This window comes from Paracoccus sp. (in: a-proteobacteria) (genome assembly GCF_030538695.1).
GTDB lineage: Bacteria > Pseudomonadota > Alphaproteobacteria > Rhodobacterales > Rhodobacteraceae > Paracoccus.
Genome location: NZ_JAUNTN010000013.1, coordinates 65,409 through 82,993 on the forward strand (window position 1 = coordinate 65,409; position 17,585 = coordinate 82,993).

General features: G+C 62.8%; 18 protein-coding genes and 1 tRNA gene. 11 read left to right on the plus strand and 8 right to left on the minus strand.

Translation table 11 applies throughout. The features are described from left to right. Nucleotides 1–27: 27 nt before the first annotated feature. Genes Q4G24_RS08930 through Q4G24_RS08940 form a run of 3 tightly spaced genes read right to left on the minus strand, consistent with a single transcriptional unit; the run spans nt 28 to nt 1,487 of the window. Nucleotides 28–468, minus strand: coding sequence for a hypothetical protein (locus Q4G24_RS08930; protein ID WP_303366172.1), 441 nt, complete (start codon nt 466–468; stop codon nt 28–30). A gap of 18 nt (nt 469–486) precedes the next feature. Continuing rightward, nucleotides 487–792, minus strand: a complete 306-nt coding sequence (locus Q4G24_RS08935) for a hypothetical protein (protein WP_303366173.1) — start codon at nt 790–792, stop codon at nt 487–489. After that, the gene (locus tag Q4G24_RS08940; RefSeq protein WP_303366174.1) at nt 789–1,487 is read right to left on the minus strand and encodes a hypothetical protein; all 699 of its coding nucleotides are present in this window, start codon (nt 1,485–1,487) and stop codon (nt 789–791) included. Before Q4G24_RS08940 ends, Q4G24_RS08935 begins: the two co-directional genes overlap by 4 nt. Before the next feature lie 217 nt (nt 1,488–1,704). On the opposite strand from Q4G24_RS08940, the gene Q4G24_RS08945 reads away from it, so the two are divergent. Further along, the gene (locus Q4G24_RS08945) at nt 1,705–2,652 is read left to right on the plus strand and encodes a hypothetical protein (RefSeq protein ID WP_303366175.1); all 948 of its coding nucleotides are present in this window, start codon (nt 1,705–1,707) and stop codon (nt 2,650–2,652) included. A 76-nt stretch (nt 2,653–2,728) separates the two neighbouring features. On the opposite strand, the gene Q4G24_RS08950 is transcribed toward Q4G24_RS08945, so the two are convergent. The 3 genes from Q4G24_RS08950 to Q4G24_RS08960 all read right to left on the minus strand — a co-directional run bounded on the left by Q4G24_RS08950 (nt 2,729) and on the right by Q4G24_RS08960 (nt 6,356). Then, nucleotides 2,729–3,118 (minus strand): hypothetical protein, encoded by a 390-nt coding sequence (locus Q4G24_RS08950; protein WP_303366176.1) that lies wholly within the window; start codon nt 3,116–3,118, stop codon nt 2,729–2,731. A 17-nt stretch (nt 3,119–3,135) separates the two neighbouring features. After that, entirely contained in the window at nt 3,136–6,105 is a 2,970-nt protein-coding gene (locus Q4G24_RS08955) for a LysM peptidoglycan-binding domain-containing protein (RefSeq protein ID WP_303366177.1), read from the minus strand. Between the two features lie 176 nt (nt 6,106–6,281). Beyond that, nucleotides 6,282–6,356, minus strand: a tRNA-Thr gene (locus tag Q4G24_RS08960). A gap of 113 nt (nt 6,357–6,469) precedes the next feature. Between Q4G24_RS08960 and Q4G24_RS08965 the strand changes: the two genes are divergently transcribed. The 4 genes from Q4G24_RS08965 to Q4G24_RS08980 are packed head-to-tail and all read left to right on the plus strand — an operon-like array spanning nt 6,470 to nt 8,865. Next, nucleotides 6,470–6,634, plus strand: coding sequence for a hypothetical protein (locus tag Q4G24_RS08965; RefSeq protein ID WP_303366178.1), 165 nt, complete (start codon nt 6,470–6,472; stop codon nt 6,632–6,634). Nucleotides 6,635–6,637: 3 nt separating this feature from the next. Continuing rightward, on the plus strand, nt 6,638–7,918 hold the full coding sequence (gene murA, locus Q4G24_RS08970; protein WP_303366179.1) for a UDP-N-acetylglucosamine 1-carboxyvinyltransferase: 1,281 nt from the start codon (nt 6,638–6,640) through the stop codon (nt 7,916–7,918). After that, a complete protein-coding gene (locus tag Q4G24_RS08975) occupies nt 7,911–8,384 on the plus strand; it encodes a DUF2948 family protein (protein ID WP_303366180.1) in 474 nt (157 codons plus the stop codon). The genes murA and Q4G24_RS08975 overlap by 8 nt, the downstream gene beginning before the upstream one ends. After that, nucleotides 8,377–8,865, plus strand: a complete 489-nt coding sequence (locus Q4G24_RS08980) for an N-acetyltransferase (protein ID WP_303366181.1) — start codon at nt 8,377–8,379, stop codon at nt 8,863–8,865. Before Q4G24_RS08975 ends, Q4G24_RS08980 begins: the two co-directional genes overlap by 8 nt. On the opposite strand, the gene Q4G24_RS08985 is transcribed toward Q4G24_RS08980, so the two are convergent. After that, complete coding sequence (locus tag Q4G24_RS08985; protein WP_303366182.1) at nt 8,854–9,639, minus strand: peptidoglycan-binding domain-containing protein; 786 nt, start codon at nt 9,637–9,639, stop codon at nt 8,854–8,856. The two genes, Q4G24_RS08980 and Q4G24_RS08985, sit on opposite strands and share 12 nt — an antisense overlap. A gap of 167 nt (nt 9,640–9,806) precedes the next feature. On the opposite strand from Q4G24_RS08985, the gene hisD reads away from it, so the two are divergent. The 4 genes from hisD to Q4G24_RS09005 all read left to right on the plus strand — a co-directional run bounded on the left by hisD (nt 9,807) and on the right by Q4G24_RS09005 (nt 13,832). Beyond that, entirely contained in the window at nt 9,807–11,120 is a 1,314-nt protein-coding gene (gene hisD / locus Q4G24_RS08990; RefSeq protein ID WP_303366183.1) for a histidinol dehydrogenase, read from the plus strand. Further along, nucleotides 11,117–11,596, plus strand: coding sequence for a UPF0262 family protein (locus tag Q4G24_RS08995; protein WP_303366184.1), 480 nt, complete (start codon nt 11,117–11,119; stop codon nt 11,594–11,596). The genes hisD and Q4G24_RS08995 overlap by 4 nt, the downstream gene beginning before the upstream one ends. Before the next feature lies 1 nt (nt 11,597). After that, nucleotides 11,598–12,059 carry a low molecular weight phosphatase family protein gene (locus Q4G24_RS09000; protein ID WP_303366185.1) on the plus strand — a complete coding sequence of 154 codons (462 nt, stop codon included), beginning with the start codon at nt 11,598–11,600 and terminating at the stop codon, nt 12,057–12,059. An 87-nt stretch (nt 12,060–12,146) separates the two neighbouring features. Next, the gene (locus Q4G24_RS09005; protein WP_303366186.1) at nt 12,147–13,832 is read left to right on the plus strand and encodes a methyl-accepting chemotaxis protein; all 1,686 of its coding nucleotides are present in this window, start codon (nt 12,147–12,149) and stop codon (nt 13,830–13,832) included. Between the two features lie 50 nt (nt 13,833–13,882). Here the strand turns inward: Q4G24_RS09005 and edd are convergent, their stop codons facing one another. Then, complete coding sequence (gene edd, locus Q4G24_RS09010; protein WP_303366187.1) at nt 13,883–15,679, minus strand: phosphogluconate dehydratase; 1,797 nt, start codon at nt 15,677–15,679, stop codon at nt 13,883–13,885. Between the two features lie 117 nt (nt 15,680–15,796). On the opposite strand from edd, the gene Q4G24_RS09015 reads away from it, so the two are divergent. Together Q4G24_RS09015 and Q4G24_RS09020 are read left to right on the plus strand one after the other, a co-directional pair. After that, nucleotides 15,797–17,020, plus strand: a complete 1,224-nt coding sequence (locus Q4G24_RS09015) for an RSP_2647 family RNA methyltransferase (RefSeq protein ID WP_303366188.1) — start codon at nt 15,797–15,799, stop codon at nt 17,018–17,020. Between the two features lies 1 nt (nt 17,021). Then, on the plus strand, nt 17,022–17,552 hold the full coding sequence (locus Q4G24_RS09020) for an RSP_2648 family PIN domain-containing protein (RefSeq protein ID WP_303366189.1): 531 nt from the start codon (nt 17,022–17,024) through the stop codon (nt 17,550–17,552). Nucleotides 17,553–17,585 lie beyond the last annotated feature (33 nt).

The following is a 17,585-nucleotide window of genomic DNA, read 5'->3' on the forward strand; positions in this document are numbered from 1 at the left end:
TATCTCCATGCCAGTGAAAATGCCCGCTTAACCATGATCGCCGTGACGCACGGGCGTCGTCTCGGCCTCCAGCGCAAGCCCCTGATAGCCTTGCGTGGTTTCTGGCCCGCCATTGACCAGCGCATCGGTAAAGCCCTCGGCATAGCCGCCGGTGCCTTCCAGTTCCTGCGCGATCTCGCGGGCATCCTGATGTTGGTTCTGCAACGCCTTGCACATGGCCAGAATGGCCTGTGCTTCGGTCCGGCCTTCCATATCCGAGGCGACAATCGCCGTCAGCATCTGGTCAGCCCCGGCGAAATCGCCGCGGACCATGGTTTGCATCGCCAGACCGATCCGGCCCGCCGCATATTGCGGCATCCAGTCGGCAATCGCTTGGAAAATCGGGGTCAGATCGGTGTCAATGCCGCGCATGACACCGGAATAACCGGCCTCGATCAGCAGTTTCATATCGGCGCGATCCAGTTCCATAACCTGCACCCCCCCGCCTTAACCCGCCAGTTCCGGCATATCGGCCCGCAGCGAGGTCAGCACCTCACGCGCCTGTTCAGCGCGGGTGGTGGCGCGGTTGGCCGCATCCGAGATAATCTCGACCCCGGCTTCGGGATTGCCGTGACCGATCATGAACAGGCCGCGCCCGATATTGGCCAGCGCATCATCGGGATATTGGTCCGCCCATGCGTCGAAAATCGGCATCAAAGGCGCATCCGTCCCCCGCTGGCCGCAGAGAATGGCCGCAGCCATCATCAGATGCAGGTCGTCGATCTGGTCGGCGCTGGCGGGTTGGCGGGTCATGGGCGGTCCTTTCGTGCTTGGTCTGTCATGCCGCCGGGGACTGGTGCGGAAAGCACGGCCGGAGGCGGGGTGATCCGGTCGCGCAACCGACCGGGACCACGGATAATCAGCGGCAGGCCGGATTGGCCGCGGGCCTGCTGGCGGGCGGCCATGGCCGAAATGACGGCCTCGACGGCCTGCACATAACCTTGCGGCGCGACCAGCCGGGCGATGCCTGCATCTGGCGCGCCGAGCAGCGGCCACTCCGGGCTGTCCAGCCCGACGGCCCGCAACTCCCGGCGCAGATCGGCCATCGGTACGTTTTGCAGCGGCAACAGCTTGCTGGTCATGGCTTCGGGCGGCTCGACATGGATGGCGGCGCCGTCGAACCACCAGAGTGCCAGCCCGCGCCCGGACAGATCCTCGAGTGCGTCGCGCAGGCTGCCGGTGCTGTTCTCAAGATCGGCACGCCCGGACAGCCCCGCAGCGGGGATGATCGGAACCGTGGTTTTATGTGCCATCTCAAGCAGCATGGTCTGTATCGTCACATCCTTGGCCGTATAGGGAAACGGCTGTTCAAGTATCAGGCGCCCGGCGTCCTGCGCCCGCAACGGGGGCACGGCCAGCCCCGAGATCAGCCCAAGAGCCGCAAGGCCGGGCAGCCACCGCATATTGCGCAAAAGGGCAGCGCCAGCGGCGCGGTTCAGGTCAGTCATGGTCGTTCACCTGCCCGTGAGTGAAGCCGAGATTTTTAACAGTTGTGCGACAGTCCGGCTTCAATTTGGTGAATCCTGTCGGTCGGCAGAAAAGCACCGATTGGGGGCCTTCGCCGGCGGATTTTCACCACGACCCGCAGGGCGTCATCTGATTGTCACGCGACTGCCGCACCTTTGGGATCAGCGTTACCCTATCTTTATGCTGACGGAGTTTTGCATGACCGCTTTTCGCTCTTTGACTGCCGTGGCCCTGATCTTGCTGGCCCCCCCGGCGCTGGCTGACTCGACCAAGCGTGCGGCCAGCGTCGCGCAGGCATTGATTCCCGTCTATCAGCATATTGGCGCGGAATATGATCCGGCGGCCGCCGAGATCGAACTGGCCCGGATGATCGACGCTTGGGCCGGTCAGCCAAAGGTTCAGCAGCGCCTGCCCGCCGCAATCGAGCAAAGCGCCCGGCTGATGATGGATGGCGCCTATGGGGCCACGCGCGGGATGAATTATGACCTGCTGCGTGATCTGATCTATACGCTGGCCGCCGAATCGGGGGCGGCTGAGACCTCGCGTCTTGTCACCGCATGGAATGAGGTTGATCCGTTCCATTATGTCCTGCAACCCGGCACCGGGCTGGCGGCCAGCGATCTGGAAGCCTATTCCCGGCTGAAGGCGCGGGTGGGCAAGCCTTCCGATCCGCAGCAGCTTATCGCCTATTGGGATTCGCAGGAGGGGAACGATGTAAACCGCGTCCTGCCGACCCGCATGGCAGCCTGGGTCGAGGGGGTCGAGGCGAATTGGGACCAGTTGAGCGAGGCCGAGCGTATCCGTGCCGCCGATCTGATCGAGATTGACGCGATGCCGCCGAAATCCCTGGTGCGCAAGGTCACAGGCACCGACAGCATGGTGAAATGGATCGCTGCGGTTGACGTGAAACTGACCAAAAGCGAACAGCCCGCCAGCCCTGACCTGCGGCATTTCACCCGCAACGGTGCCTTTGCCGGGCCGATGTATAAGCCGCTGGCCGAGGTCATCGCCCTGTCGAACCAGCGCCGTGCCTCAGCCGGGGCAGGGGCGGCAGCCAATCAGTTGATGCGGCTGAACAACTGGTCTGCAATGACCGGCGAAATGCATAGTTGGGAAAGCTATCGCTATATGACGCAGGGCTATTAAGACCGCAGGTTTCAGGATGGTAAAAAGGCGCAGCTTGCGGGCTGCGCCTTTTCTTTTCTGATAGGCTGCGGGCTGCTTAACCAGCCGGTTTCATCTGGTCGCGGCTTTGCGGTGGCACATAGGTTTCGCTGCGGCTGATCTGTTTCACATCGCTGACAGCATCGCCATCAAACGTCACCACCAGCAGGATATATTCGCCGCCAAACAGGGTGGTGCCAGCGTAATAGACCCATTCGCTGTCGTGATCGGCGTCTGCTTCGCCCAAGATCGCACGCACCTTTTTGCGGGGGGTGCCAGCCGGAATTGCGGCAATCGCATCGGCAATCATGTCATAGCGCGGGTCGCTGGCGTCGGCATCATGCGCGACCGAGGTCCAACGTGCAGTGTCAAAAGCCGTCTCGGCCAAGGCAGTTCCCGCAACAGAGGTCATGGCGATCAGCGCCCCCCATTTCAGAATGTTTTTCATTACGTCACCTTATCTGTTCAGCTGCCGGTGTTTTGCAGCTTGGGTGTCATCTCCGGGTTAGCCTCATGCTGTGGGCTGCCTTCTGGCACCAGACCATGCGCGCCGACGGCAACCTGATCCGACCATGACAGATTCAGATTCTGGTCGATCACCACCAGCCGACCATCATCCAACGCCTGCTTTACCAGCCGCGACAATTCAGCATCCGAAGCGTTGGGATTGTCCAGCGCGATCTGGCGGCCGACCTCGTTGTTATACAGATCCATGGCCTCGCGCTGCGCGGGGTTGCCGTTGATCATCTCATGCGCGGTGGCGTAATTGGCGGCCCATTCTGCGCCGAAAGCCTGCGTCATCCGTGCATTCCAGAGCGCGTGGCGATAGGCGTCAACGTGGCCGTCATTCTGCCATTCGGCCGAGGAACCGGCGAAGCCTGCGGGCTGATCCACCGCGCCGGGGGCCTCATCCATGACGTTTTTCGTCAGCAAGGCCCAGCGCAACTGGTCAACAGGATTCAGCCGGTCCAGCATATCGGCCTCGGTCTTGGGCATGTCGCTGCGCTTGAGCTGCCTGATCGCGTCCTGAGCCTTGGCCATGTCGAAATCGCCGGGCAATTTGTCAAGCAGGCCGTCCAGCCCGTTGACGATCCCTTCCGTCAGCGGGTTTACCACCGACGGCTGCCAGTTTCGGGTGCTGTCATCGGCCCTGACCTGATAATCGTTCAGGATGCCATTCAGATCACGGCGCCCCGGAATATCGCCCGGTTGGGTCGGCGTGTTGGCCGGGGGTGTGTCTGATGTGACCGGCGGCGGGGTCTGATCCGATCCGCTGATTGAGGGCGATTGCGAGGGACCGAATACCCCCGATCCGGTATCGCCGCTGGATTCGGTCTGGACAGAAGGCGTGCCGGGATCGCCGGGAATGGTCACGACCTCGGGTTCGGGTCCACGGGCGCTGCCGGGAACATAGACCGTATCGCCTTTGAAGATCAGTGATGGGTTTATCAGGTGGTCCTGATTGGCGGCCAGTGTTTCCTGATAGTCCCAGCCATGTTCCTGCGCCAGATTCCACAAATTGTCATCTTGCTGAACGGTGATCCGGTCCATGCGGTTATATTCGGCGGTCGGGTTGATACGGCCTTCGCCATCCATCGCACCGGTTGCCGAGGAATGGGCTTGCAGCAAATCCGCCCGCACCCAGCCTGATACCGGTGCATCCTTGCTGTCGGTGCCGCTGACCTGCATCCATTCCTGACCCTGCGCATCGGTCTGGCGGCTGCCTTCGTCGCGCAGAAAGCTGCCGCTTTGCACCACGCCAAGGCTTTCGCCTTCGGGGCTGGTGCGGATATGGGCGCCGACATAGGGCTGCACAGCATAGGTCTTGCCGTCATTTTCGGGGGCAGGGGGCAGGCGGGTTTCGGTCTTGTCCGGGGTGCCTTCGGTGCCGGGTTGGATGGTAACTTTTCGGGTGCTGGTGATGTCATCAACCCCCGTCGCCAGAATAACCGAGGCTTCGATGTCGGCCACGGCGGCATCCAGTTTGAACCCCGGCTGAATATCGACGCCGCTGCGTTCGATGGTTTTCAGCTCCAGATCAAGCTGCGCCCCTGCGGTTTCGGCGGCTTGCTTGAAGTCTCCGGCAAAAAGCTGCTCTGTGGCGTCTTTCAGCTTGCCGGGGTCGTTGATGGTCAGGGTTTCGGTCAGCACCCCGGAATCGCCGCGTGATATGTCGTCAAAACCCTGCGTGCGGACCTCAAGATTGTTTTGCAGCGTGATCTTGTCCAGCGTCATCGGGGTGTTGCCGGACAGCGCATCCGCCTCGGGGAGCGGGCGTCCGCCAACCGAAGTTGTGGGCGTCGAGCCTTTCGGCAGGGTGTAATGCAGGCTGGCCGTCACATTGGCCTGACCCAGTTCCAGCCGGTTGTCGGCTTTCAGCGTCAGCCCGCCGAAACCGCCGGTCTTGCGGTTCAGGCGCTCCTTGGCTGACAGGCGCAGCCCGCCGCTGACGGAATAGGTCACGCTGCCGTCCTTGTCGGCGGTCGGCAGTTCCACCCGGCGGGTGATCCGGCGGTTTTCGTCCAGCCGCCCTTCCAGCGCGCCTTCCAGGACTTTCAGATCCCCCTTGACCTCGGCGGCCAGACGGCTGCGGCTGCCGATGGTGGTTTCATAGGCGGTCACATGGCTTTGCAGGAAATCCATATCCTCCTGCGTCACCCCGGCGGCGGTCTTGCCAAGCCAGCCGGGCGTGCCGTCCTTGTGCAGCGGATTGGCGATCGGATTGCTGCCGCTGCCGTTGGCCGCATGATACAGCGTCGATCCGGCGAAGGGGATCGCGTTTTGCGCCACCATTGCCATGGCATCATCGACCATATCGGCATTTTGCAACCGTTGCAGGGCCTCACCGGCGCGGATGGCGTCCTCCTTGTTGTCAAAGGTCATTTCGACGACATCAAAGATCTGCCCGCCGATCTCGGCCTTGACATTGACGCCGGGGGAACCGGATGCGCCCCCCTTGCCGCGTCCCAACGCATCGGTGCCGGTTTCGCCGGTGGCCGCCAACAGCGACTGTGCATCGTAACGCAGGGTATAGGTGCTGTCGGGCGCATCGCTGTTGCGGGTGATGGTGGTTTGCCCGCCCATCTGCCCTTTGATGCCAACCTTGCCATATTTCAGGCTGCCCTGAACCTTGGCCTCGCCGGTCATGCGGATGGACAGCGTATCGCCGGCGCTGTTCAGCTTTTCAACACCTTCGCGGATATTGGCACCGCTCACGATCCCCTGCGCCGCGTCCTTTGCGCCCTCAACCGAGCCGGAACCACCTGCGGGGCTTTTGCCGGACGTGCCTGAGGTGGTGCTGCCCGAGTTGGTGTTGGCCGAGCCGGTGCCGCTGTTGTTTTTTGGCTGCGGCGGTTGCGGCAGGGTTTTCAGGGGCAGGGTTGACAGGTTCGGGCGCATCAGACTGGCCACGCCGCTGCGAAGTTTGTTTATCATCGTCCGGCTTTCTGGTTGCAAATGTCATCTGGCGCCATTGGCACCTGCTGTCAGCAACTCTGACCCGGAGATGTAAAAGTTTTACGTCAGGACAGCCCGGTTTTCATTCACGCCACAAATCGGCGGAATATCGCCAGCCCGGCAGGAAACCGCAGTGATTTCAACAAAAGGGGAAATGGTGCTGTGAGAGAGGATTGAACTCTCGACCTCTCCCTTACCAAGGGAGTGCTCTACCACTGAGCTACCACAGCGTTGGTGTGGAGGGGCGTTTAACCCCAGTTGCCGGAGGGCGCAAGAGGTCTTTGCAAAAAACATGACAAAGCGGTGCTGGACCCCGCGTCCTGCCAGCGTTAACAGGGCTTTCATGGATAAAGAAACAACCGATCAGTCCGCGCCCAAACGCAAGAACGCCCCGAACAGCCGTGAGGAGCGGCTGCGGGCGGCCTTGCGGGCGAATCTGGCGCGGCGCAAGGCGCAGGCGCGGGGGCGGGCTGACGAGGACACGCCGCAGGGCGAGACAGAGGAATAGAGCATGGATCAGATCATCGTTCAGGGCGGCGGCCCGGTTTCCGGTGAAATCCCGATTGCCGGGGCCAAGAACGCTTGCCTGACGCTGATGCCGGCGACGCTTTTGACCGATCAGCCGCTGACGCTGACCAATGCGCCGCGGCTGTCCGATATTCGCACCATGACCGAATTGTTGCGCAGCTTCGGGGCCGAGGTCGCCAGCCTGCAAGACGGGCAGGTGCTGGCCATGTCCAGCCATGACCTGACCAGCCAGCACGCGGATTATGATATTGTGCGCAAGATGCGGGCCAGCAATCTGGTGCTTGGGCCGCTGCTGGCGCGGTTCCACCGGGCAGAGGTCTCGCTGCCCGGCGGATGCGCGATCGGCGCGCGTCCGATGGATCTGCATATCGAAGGGCTGACCGCGCTTGGTGCCGAAATCGAGCTGCGTGACGGCTATCTGCACGCCAAGGCACCGGGCGGGCTGAAGGGCGCGCGGTTTGCAATGCGCTTTGCCTCGGTCGGGGCGACGGAGAATATCGTGATGGCCGCGACATTGGCCAAAGGCACGACGGTTCTTGAAAATGCCGCGCGGGAACCGGAAATCGTCGATCTGGTGCGCTGCCTGCGGGCGATGGGCGCACAGATCGACGGCGAAGGCACCAGCACCATCACCATTCAGGGGGTCGATTGCCTGCATGGGGCGACGCACCCGGTCGTTACTGACCGGATCGAGCTTGGCACCTATATGCTGGCCCCGGCGATCTGTGGTGGCGAGGTCGAATTGCTTGGTGGCAAGATCGAACTGCTGGCGGCCTTTTGCGAAAAGCTGGATGAGGCCGGGGTCAGCGTCGAGGAAACCCCGCGCGGCATCAAGGTCTCACGCAAGAACGGGCGGGTGAAGGCTGTGGATGTGACCACCGAACCCTTCCCCGGCTTTCCGACCGACCTGCAAGCGCAGATGATGGCATTGATGTGCACCGCCGAAGGCACCAGCGTGCTGGAGGAAACCATCTTTGAAAACCGTTTCATGCACGCCCCCGAACTGGCCCGCATGGGCGCGCAGATCGAGGTTCATGGCGGCCATGCCACAGTTCACGGCGTCGAAAAGCTGAAAGGGGCGCGGGTGATGGCGACCGACCTGCGGGCCTCGGTCAGCCTGATTCTGGCGGGTCTTGCCGCCGAGGGGGAAACCGTGGTCAGCCGCGTTTACCACCTTGATCGTGGTTACGAGCGTGTCGTGCGCAAGCTGCGCGGCATCGGAGCGCAGATCGAACGGGTCAAGGAAGGCGCGGACCATGACTGACGCCAGCTTTCACGACGCCGATCCCGCACCGCTGGCCCTGCGCGCCGAGGATACCGAGGATTTGCGTGTTATCGCCACGCTGGCGCAGGACGCGATTCTGACCGTAGGTGATCTGACCTATGACCGGCGCGGGCGGCGTTTTTCGGCATTGCTGAACCGCTTTCGCTGGGAAGATGCCGATGCTGCCCGCCGCGAGGATCGCCCCTATGAGCGGGTGCGGGCGCTGCTGGTGATCTCGGACGTGGTGGCGGTGCGCAGCGACGGGATCGCGCGTGATGACGCCGGGCTGGTGCTGTCGTTGCTGGATCTGGAATGGCAACCGGGCGAGGATGGCACCGGGCGGCTGATCCTGAACCTCGCGGGTGATGGTGCGATTGCGCTGGATGTCGAATGTCTGTCGGTCGATCTGCGCGACGTGACCCGGCCCTATGCTGCCGTTTCGGGCCAGATGCCTACGCATGACTGACCCGGCCATTCGCCGGCTGACCCCGCAGGATGCCGCTGAATGGCGGGATTTGCGGCTGGAGATGCTGCGGCTGGCACCGCATGCCTTCTCGTCCCGGCTGGTGGATTGGCAGGATCGTCCGCTGGCCGATTTCGCCGCCCGTCTGGAGCAGGCCCGTGCCTTTGTCACCGGACCGCAGGGGCAGGCTGGGGAGGGGCAGGCAGGAGCCGTTGCTCTTTGGGAACCCGCGCCGGATGTGCCGCTTACGGCACTGATCCTGTCCGTTTACACCCGGCCAGATGCGCGAGGGCAAGGGCTGGCTGGGGCGCTGATCCGCCATATCCTGCAAGACGCGGCACAGGCTGGAATGACCCGCGCCACGCTGCGGGTGATGCGCGATAATCCGACGGCCCGCCGCCTTTACGAACGGCTTGGTTTTCAGCCCGATCCGGCGACCTCTGATGCCCGCCAGATCGGGATGATGCGCCCCTTATCCGCGTGATTCCGTGCGCAGGCGCCGGATCTGATCGGCATTCAGATAGCCGGTGACACCCAGTTTTCGTGCCGCCTGCCAGCGAGAGATCGCGCTGCGGGTATTGCGCCCGAACACGCCGTCGGTGCCGCGTGTGTCAAAGCCAAGCAGCGACAGCCGCAACTGGATTTCCCGCCGCTCGGATGCGCTGAGGCTCAGCAGTTGTTCCTCAATCTGAGCCCGATTGCTGGTAGCGGGCTGCGGCGTTGTGGTGCCACGACCCCGCGCCTGTTCGTTGATCTGCCGAATTTGCGCAGCGGTGACATAGCCGGTCTGGTTCAGCTTTTGCGCCTTTTGCCAGTTCTGGATCGCGCTGCGGGTGCGGCTGCCCCACAACCCGTCCGGCGTCCCGGTGTTGTAACCCAGCCGGTTCAGTTGCGCCTGAACATTGGTGCGCTGCTGCCGGGTCAGGTTCAGCGCCGCCTCGGTCCGGGCTGCCGCCAGTGCGCTGTTGGCGGATGCCTGCCCCCGGTTGGCGGTGGTGCCGCGGGGATCAAGCCGGTTCAGCGCCTGCTGCGCCTGCGCACGGTAAATGCCATTCGGGTAACGCGACAGATAGTTGCGGTAAGCGGCGGCGGTATTGGTGTTTTGCGCCTGAATATAGGCGGCCTTGTCCATCTCTTGATTCAGGATGCTGTTGGCTACACCGCCCAAAATCCGGCCAATATCATCATTTGCAGAGGCAGCAGGGGGCAGCGCCAAGGCTGCCGAAAGCAGCGTGGCAGACAGGGAAAGCGAACGCATATAATTCTCCTTTGCCTTGGAAACAGGCAGTTCAATGGGACAATGCATACTCATCGGTTTGGTTTCCGACCTCTTTTTCTGCGGGCAAAAAGCCGCCGAACCCGGCTGTGGCTTGAGCCGGGCAAAACCAGCCGCTACAACGATTCGACCATAAGGAAAAAGCGCCGATGCCCCGACACCTGACCACCGCTTCCGCAGATTTTCCCGATCAGTTCGCCGCCGTTCTGTCTGCCAAGCGCGAGGATGCGGTGGATGTGAATGACACCGTTGCCGCGATTATTGCGGATGTGCGGGCGCGGGGGGATGCGGCGCTGTGCGATTATACTGCGCGCTTTGACCGGCTGGATCTGATCCCGGACCGGCTGCGGATCAGCGCCGATGAGATCGCGGCGGAAATTGCCCGCGTCTTGCCTGATGATCGCGCCGCCCTGTCGCTGGCTGCGGCCCGCATCCGTGCCTATCACGCCCGCCAGATGCCCGAGGATGCGCAATGGACAGACCCCGAGGGTGCGACCCTTGGCTGGCGCTGGACCCCGGTTGCGGCGGCGGGGCTGTATGTGCCGGGCGGGCAGGCCAGCTATCCGTCCTCGGTGCTGATGAATGCGATTCCGGCGCGGGTTGCGGGGGTGGAGCGGCTGGTGGTCTGTGTGCCGACACCGGACGGACAGGTGAACCCGCTGGTGTTGCTGGCCTGTGATCTGGCCGGGGTGGATGAGGTTTACCGCATCGGCGGGGCGCAGGCGATTGCGGCGCTGGCCTATGGCACCGGCACCATCCGTCCAGTCGATAAGATCACCGGGCCGGGCAATGCATATGTCGCTGCCGCCAAGCGTCAGGTCTTTGGCCGCGTCGGCATCGACATGATTGCCGGCCCGTCCGAGGTTCTGATTATCGCTGACGGGGCGCAAAACCCTGACTGGCTGGCGCTGGATCTGATGGCGCAGGCCGAACATGACGCCGACGCTCAGTCGATCCTTGTCACCGATAGCCCCGAGATGGCCCGCGCCGTCGCAGATGCGGTGGAGCGCCTGATTCCAACCCTGCCGCGTGCCGCGATTGCCGGGGCAAGCTGGCGCGATCACGGCACCATTATCGTGACCCGCGATCTGGCCGAAGCGGCTGCCCTCTCTGATCGTGTGGCCCCTGAGCATCTGGAACTTTGCGTGGCCGATCCCGAGGCGTTGATGGCGCAGATTCACCACGCCGGGGCGATTTTCCTTGGAGCCTATACGCCAGAGGCGGTTGGCGATTACGTCAGCGGCCCGAACCATGTTCTGCCCACGGCGCGTTCGGCACGGTTTTCCTCCGGCCTGTCGGTGCTGGATTTCCTGAAACGCACCACCATCGCCCGGCTGTCGCCCGGTGCCTTGGCCGAGATCGGCCCTGCCGCTGCCCGTCTGGCCGACAGCGAAGGGCTTGGCGCTCATGCCGCATCCGTCCGCGCCCGTCTGGACGCATTGAACGAAAAGGCTCGCCCATGAACCGCCTCTGTCGTGTCGAGATCGACGATTCCGCCCTGCCACCCGCCAGCCCCGAGGTCGAACAGGAACGCCGCGTGGCGATCTTTGATCTGCTGGAGGACAACAGCTTCGACCTGCCCGCCCGCGATGGCGCGGCGGTTCCGCCGGGGCCTTACGCGCTGAATCTGGCGCTGATCGACGGGCGGCTGGTCTTTGCCGTGGCGCAGGACAGCGGCGATCGGGTGGGCGAATTTCATATGTCGCTTGGCCCGTTCCGGCAGGTGGTCAAGGATTATTTCCAGATCTGCGAAAGCTATTTTCAGGCCGTCAAGCGCCTGTCGCCCGCGCAGATTGAGGCCATCGACATGGCCCGGCGCGGTATCCACAACGAAGGCGCCCGCACGCTTCAGGAACGGCTGGAAGGTAAGGCGAGCGTGGACATCGACACCGCCCGCCGCCTGTTTACGTTGATCTGCGCTTTGGTTCCGGTGAAATAGCTTGACCGGGCCGATCCCCCATTCGGTGCTGTTCTGCTGCGATCACAACGCGATTCGCTCGCCCATGGCCGAGGGGATGATGAAGCAGTTTTATGGCCACGCTGCCTATGTGCAGTCGGCCGGGATCAAGAACGATCTGGAAATTGATGGCTTTGCGATTGCCGTTTGCCGCGAAATCGGGGTGGCGCTGGACAATCATCGGGTGCGCTCCTTTGACGAGATGAAAGACTGGGGGGACGACCTGTCCAGCTTTGATCTGGTGATTGCGCTGTCCCCGGCCAGTCAGCGTTATGCGCTTGATCTTGCAGGCAGCTTTCACATTGATGTGGAATATTGGCCGGTCCTCGACCCGACCGGAATCGGTGAGGGGCGGGAGGCCCGGCTGACCTCCTATCGCGCCACCCGTGACCAGATCCGGGACCGCCTGCTGGCCCGGTTCGGCCCAGTGATTGATAAAATTTGAAATATTATTTTTGCCGCGATTAACGGTTTCTTGGTTCTTTCCCCTTAATGCTGGCCCAAATGGTGACAGCATAAGGGACTTTAGACCATGACCGAACGGCAATTTATTCACCCAGACCCGGCGCAGGCCATGGCCGCGCTTGAATCATCCCGATGTGTGCTGCGTTTTGATCTGACCGGGCATATTTTGGATGTGAACGACGCCTATCTGGACTTGTGCGGCTATCGGCGCGACGAACTGTTGGGGCAGACTATCTCTATTTTGCAAGATCCCAATGACATCACAGGCAGTGTGGACAGTTTTTGGGCCGGTTTGCGCCGGGGGGAGGCGCAGCAGGGCGATTTCCGCCGGATCAATAAACGCGGTGAACCTTTCTATATTCAGGCACTTTACACGCCCGTGCGTAATGCCGCTGGTGTTGTGTCCGAGGTGGTGGCTTTTGCCGTTGACATCAGCGCAGCCTATAAGATTGCGGCGGACGCAACCGGCAAGGTCGATGCGCTGACCCGTTCACAAGCGATGATCGAGTTTACGGCAACTGGTGAAATCCTGTTCGCCAACCAGAATTTTCTGGATGCGATGGGCTACAGCCTTGAGGAGATCAAGGGCCGCCATCACCGTATGTTCATGGATCCGGCCGATGCGATGCAGCCTGAATATGAACAATTCTGGCGTGATCTGAGCAATGGCCATTATCAGGCCGGAGAGTTTCGCCGGCTTGGGAAGGGCAGCCGTGAGATTTGGATCTTTGGCAGCTATAATCCCGTGACGGACGATCAGGGCAAGATTTGCAAGGTCATCAAATTTGCGCAGGATGTGACTGCACGTGTGCGAGCTATTACCGAGATCAGCCAAGGGCTTCAGGCTTTTTCGCGCGGGGATCTGACCGCGAAGATCAGTGAACAGGTGCGTGGTGAGTTCGCAGGTCTGCGTGACCATTTCAACGAATCCATCACCGCTTTCCGCACTATGGTGGGCGATATCCGAACGACGGCACATAGCATGAGCGGCGAGGCCGGTGAAATTGCCAAAGGGGCCAGCGATCTGGCTCGGCGCGGCGAAAGTCAGGCGGCCTCGCTGGAACAGACAGCTGCGGCGGTCGAACAGATTTCTGGTAATATCACGATGACCAGCCAATCCGCACAAGAGGCAGACAATGCGGCCCGCGATGCGCAACAGGTCGTGCTGAAAGGGGCCGAGGTCGTGGCACAGGCGATTGCTGCCATAGAACGCATCGACGAACACACCCGCCAGATGGGTGAGTTCACCCGTGTTATCGAAAGTTTTGCATTTCAGACCAACCTGTTGTCCATTAACGCCGCTGTTGAGGCCGCGCGAGCGGGTGAGGTCGGGCGCGGTTTCGCCGTGGTCGCCAACGAGGTGCGCAACCTTGCACAGCAATCGGCCAAGGCGTCACAGAATATCGCGGACCTGATCGGCAAGTCGGAAACCGAGGTCAAGATCGGCGTCAAGCTGGTGCGCGATGCCGGTGAATCGCTGGACCAGATCCGTGCGGGGGTGGGCGGCATGGTCGAAAGCATCGCCGGCATTGCCCATGCGACCACCGAGCAATCGACCGGCGTGCGCGAGGTCTCGGATGCGCTGTCGCAGCTTGACAGTGTGAATCAGGCGAACCTTGCCATGTCGGATGAATATGCCACCGCCGCTGGGTCATTGTCGCAGCAGGTCAAAGAACTCAGCGCGATGCTTGGCCGCTTTCACATCGACGCCGCAGCAGAGACCAGCAGCAATCTCCAGCGCAGCGCCGCCTGAATATGGAAAGGCCCCGCATTTTGCGGGGCCTGATCTTTATGCTGAAAGGCTTAGATTGCTACCGCAGCGCCCGTGGTTGCAGGGCCAACATGCTCGCGGAAGGCCGCAAACAATTCCCGACCCATCCCATGCGCCTCGGCGGGGGCAGCGGCGGGCTCGCGGGTCTCAAACCCTTCGGTCAGGCAGTCCAGCCGACCGCTGACCGCATCCAGCCGCAGCAAATCGCCATCGCGCAGCCGGGCGATCGGGCCGTCCTTGATGCCCTCGGGCGACAGGTGAATGGCTGCCGGAACCTTGCCCGAGGCACCCGACATCCGGCCATCGGTGACAAGCGCAACCTTCAGCCCGCGATCTTGCAAGACCGCCAGAACCGGAGTCAGCGAATGAAGCTCGGGCATCCCATTGGCCGCAGGGCCCTGGAAGCGCACCACGACGATCACATCATCGGTGAACGCGCCATTGCGAAACGCCTCCTTGACCGCTTCCTGATCGGAAAACACGCGGGCAGGGGCCTCGATCACCCGGTTTTCCTCCTTGACTGCGGAAACTTTGATAACCGCACGTCCCAGATTGCCCGACAATTGCCGCAAGCCGCCCGTTGCTGCAAAAGCATCCGAGGCTGGGCGCAGGATCTTGTCGTTCAGCGAGGCCCCGGCGCCGTCTTCCCATGTGACGGCGCCATCGCGCAGTTTGGGTTCGCGTCGCCACGGTTCCAGCCCCTCACCCATGATGGTGGTCACATCGCCATGCAGCAGCCCGGCATCCAGCAATTGCCCGATCATGAAGCCCAAGCCACCAGCCGCGTGGAAATGGTTCACATCGGCCAGTCCGTTCGGATAAACCCGCGCCATCAGTGGCACGGCATTGGAAATCTCGTCGAAGTCCTCAAGGTCCAGAATGACGCCCGCCGCCCGTGCCATCGCGGGCAGATGCAGCACCAGATTGGTCGAACCACCCGTCGCCATCAGCCCGACGATCCCGTTTACGAAGGCGCGCTCGTCAAGAATTTGCCCCGCCGGAATATAGCTGTTGCCAAGCCGGGTCATTGCGGCAGCGCGTTTTACGCCGTCGATGGTCAGAGCCTCCCGCAGCGGCGTATTGGGGGCGACAAAGCTGGAACCGGGCAGTTGCAGGCCCATGAACTCCATCAGCATCTGGTTTGAATTGGCGGTGCCGTAAAACGTGCAGGTGCCGGGCGCATGATAGCTGGCCATCTCGGCCGCCATCAGCGCATCGCGCCCAACCTCTCCGGCGGCAAATTGCTGGCGCACCTTGGCCTTTTCGTCATTCGGCAAACCCGAGGGCATCGGTCCAGAGGGCAAAAACACCGCCGGGATATGCCCGAAACTGGCCGCCGCCATCACCAGTCCCGGCACGATCTTGTCACAAATCCCCAAGAAAACCGCAGAATCGAATGTGTCATGGGACAGCGCAATCCCGGCAGCCATGGCGATCACATCGCGCGAAAACAGCGACAGCTCCATCCCGGCACGGCCCTGCGTCACACCATCACACATCGCCGGAACCCCGCCCGCAACCTGCGCCGTCGCCCCGGCACTGGCGGCGGCCTTACGGATCAGCGCCGGAAAAGTCTCATAGGGCTGATGCGCCGACAGCATGTCGTTATAGGCGGTCACGATGCCGATGTTGGGGGCGCGGGTTTCGGCCAGCTCTGCCTTGTTGGGCATGGCGGCATAGGCATGGGCCTGATTGCCGCAGGACAGATGCGCCCGCCGTGGCCCGGCTTCGGCCTGCGCGGCGATGCGGTCCAGATAGGCTGCGCGACTGGCTTCGGACCGGCGGCGGATGCGGTCGGTGACGCGGGTGATGGCGGGTTGCAGCGACATGGGCGGCCTCCTTAGCTGTCCCGCGCAAGTTACAATGTTAGCGTTAACCGCGCAAGTGCGGCGGCTGGACGTGCTGGCGCAGGTCTGGCACAAGCGCGGTAAAGGTCAGAGGGTGCGATGAACGACGACAGCGCAGAAGATATGGGGCAGGGCGGCCTGCCGGTGGTGCGGTTGCGGCCCAAGGCCAATGCGCGGGCGACACGCCATGGTTTTCCGTGGGTTTTCGCGGATGAACTGGTGACGGATCGCCGCACCCGTGCGCTGTCACCCGGCACATTCGCGCGGCTGGAGGACGACCAGCGCCGCCCTCTGGCGCTGGTGACGGTGAACCCGGCGTCGAAGATCATCGCGCGCGTTATGGATATGGACGCCGGAGCCGAGATCAATGCCGACTGGTTGCGGGCGCGGCTGTCGCGGGCGCTGGCCATGCGTGAGACGCTGTTTGACCAGCCCTTTTACCGGCTGATCCATGCCGAGGCCGATGGTCTGCCCGGCACCATCATTGACCGTTTCGGTGATGCGGCGGTGATCCAGCCCAATGCCGCCTGGGCCGATGCCGCCGCGCCGCTGATGGCCGAGGTTCTGGCCGAAATCGCCGGGTTGAATTGCGTGGTGATGAACGGGCAGGGCCGCGCCCGTGGGCTGGAGGGGCTGGAGGAGCGCAGCGAAATCCTGATCGGAAGCCAGCCTGATCCTGTTCAGGTGCCGATGAATGGCGCGATTTACATGGCCGACCTGATCGGCGGCCAGAAAACCGGCCTGTTTTTCGATCAGCGCCCGAACCATGCCTTTGCGCAGCGATTGGCCAAGGGTGCGCGGGTGCTGGATGTGTTTTCCCATGTCGGCGGCTTTGGTCTGGCGGCGTTGGCGGCGGGGGCGGAACATGCCACTTGTGTTGACGGCAGCGCGGCAGCTCTGACGCTGGCCCGGCAGGGGGCCGAGGCCATGGGGGCCGCAGACCGGCTGGAAACCCTGCAAGGCGACGCTTTCGCGCAGATGGAGAAGCTGGCCGAAGCCGGGATGCGTTTTGATCTGGTGATCTGCGATCCGCCTGCGTTTGCGCCGTCGAAACAGGCACTTGAGGCTGGCCTGCGTGCCTATGAGCGGGTGGCGAAACTGGCCGCGCCGCTGGTCGCGCCGGGTGGTTATCTTGGGCTGTGTTCATGTAGCCATGCCGCAGATCTGACCGCCTTCCGCAATGCCAGCGCACGCGGCATTGGCCGGGGTGGTCGGCGGATGCAGTTGTTGCACACCGGGCAGGCCGGGCCAGACCACCCGACCTTGCCGCAACTGGCGGAAACGGGCTATCTCAAGGCGCTGTTCTTCCGGCTGGATGGTTAAAATGCGGGCGGTTCTGGATGCCTGCGTGCTGTTTCCGACGGTGCTGCGGGAAATCCTGACCGAAACGGCGGCGGCTGGGGCTTACAGTCCGCTTTGGTCGCAACGTATTCTGGACGAATGGACCGGCGCGGCGCACCGGCTTGGGGCCGATCAGGCGCGGGTTGCGGGTGTTGAGGCGGCGCTGCTGGCGGATCGTTTTCCGGCGGCGATGGTTCGCCCGACCGCCATTCCTGCTGCCGATCTGCCCGACAGCGGCGATCTGCACGTTCTGGCGGCGGCCATCAGCGGCGATGCGCAACTGATCGTGACTGCTAATCTGCGCGATTTCCCGCGTCGGGTGCTGGCGGATTACGGCCTGCGGGCGATCCATCCTGATGCGTTTCTGCTGGACCTGCCTGCCGTTCTGGTCGCGCCTGCGGTGGCCTCCACCCATGCACGCGTCTTGGCCGCGGGCGGTGATATGACCCCGCGGGAGATGCTGAAACGCGCCCGCCTGCCGCGCCTTGCCCGTGCATTGGCGGCGCAGCCATGACCGAGCTTGCCGTTAGCGCAATCATAAACTATG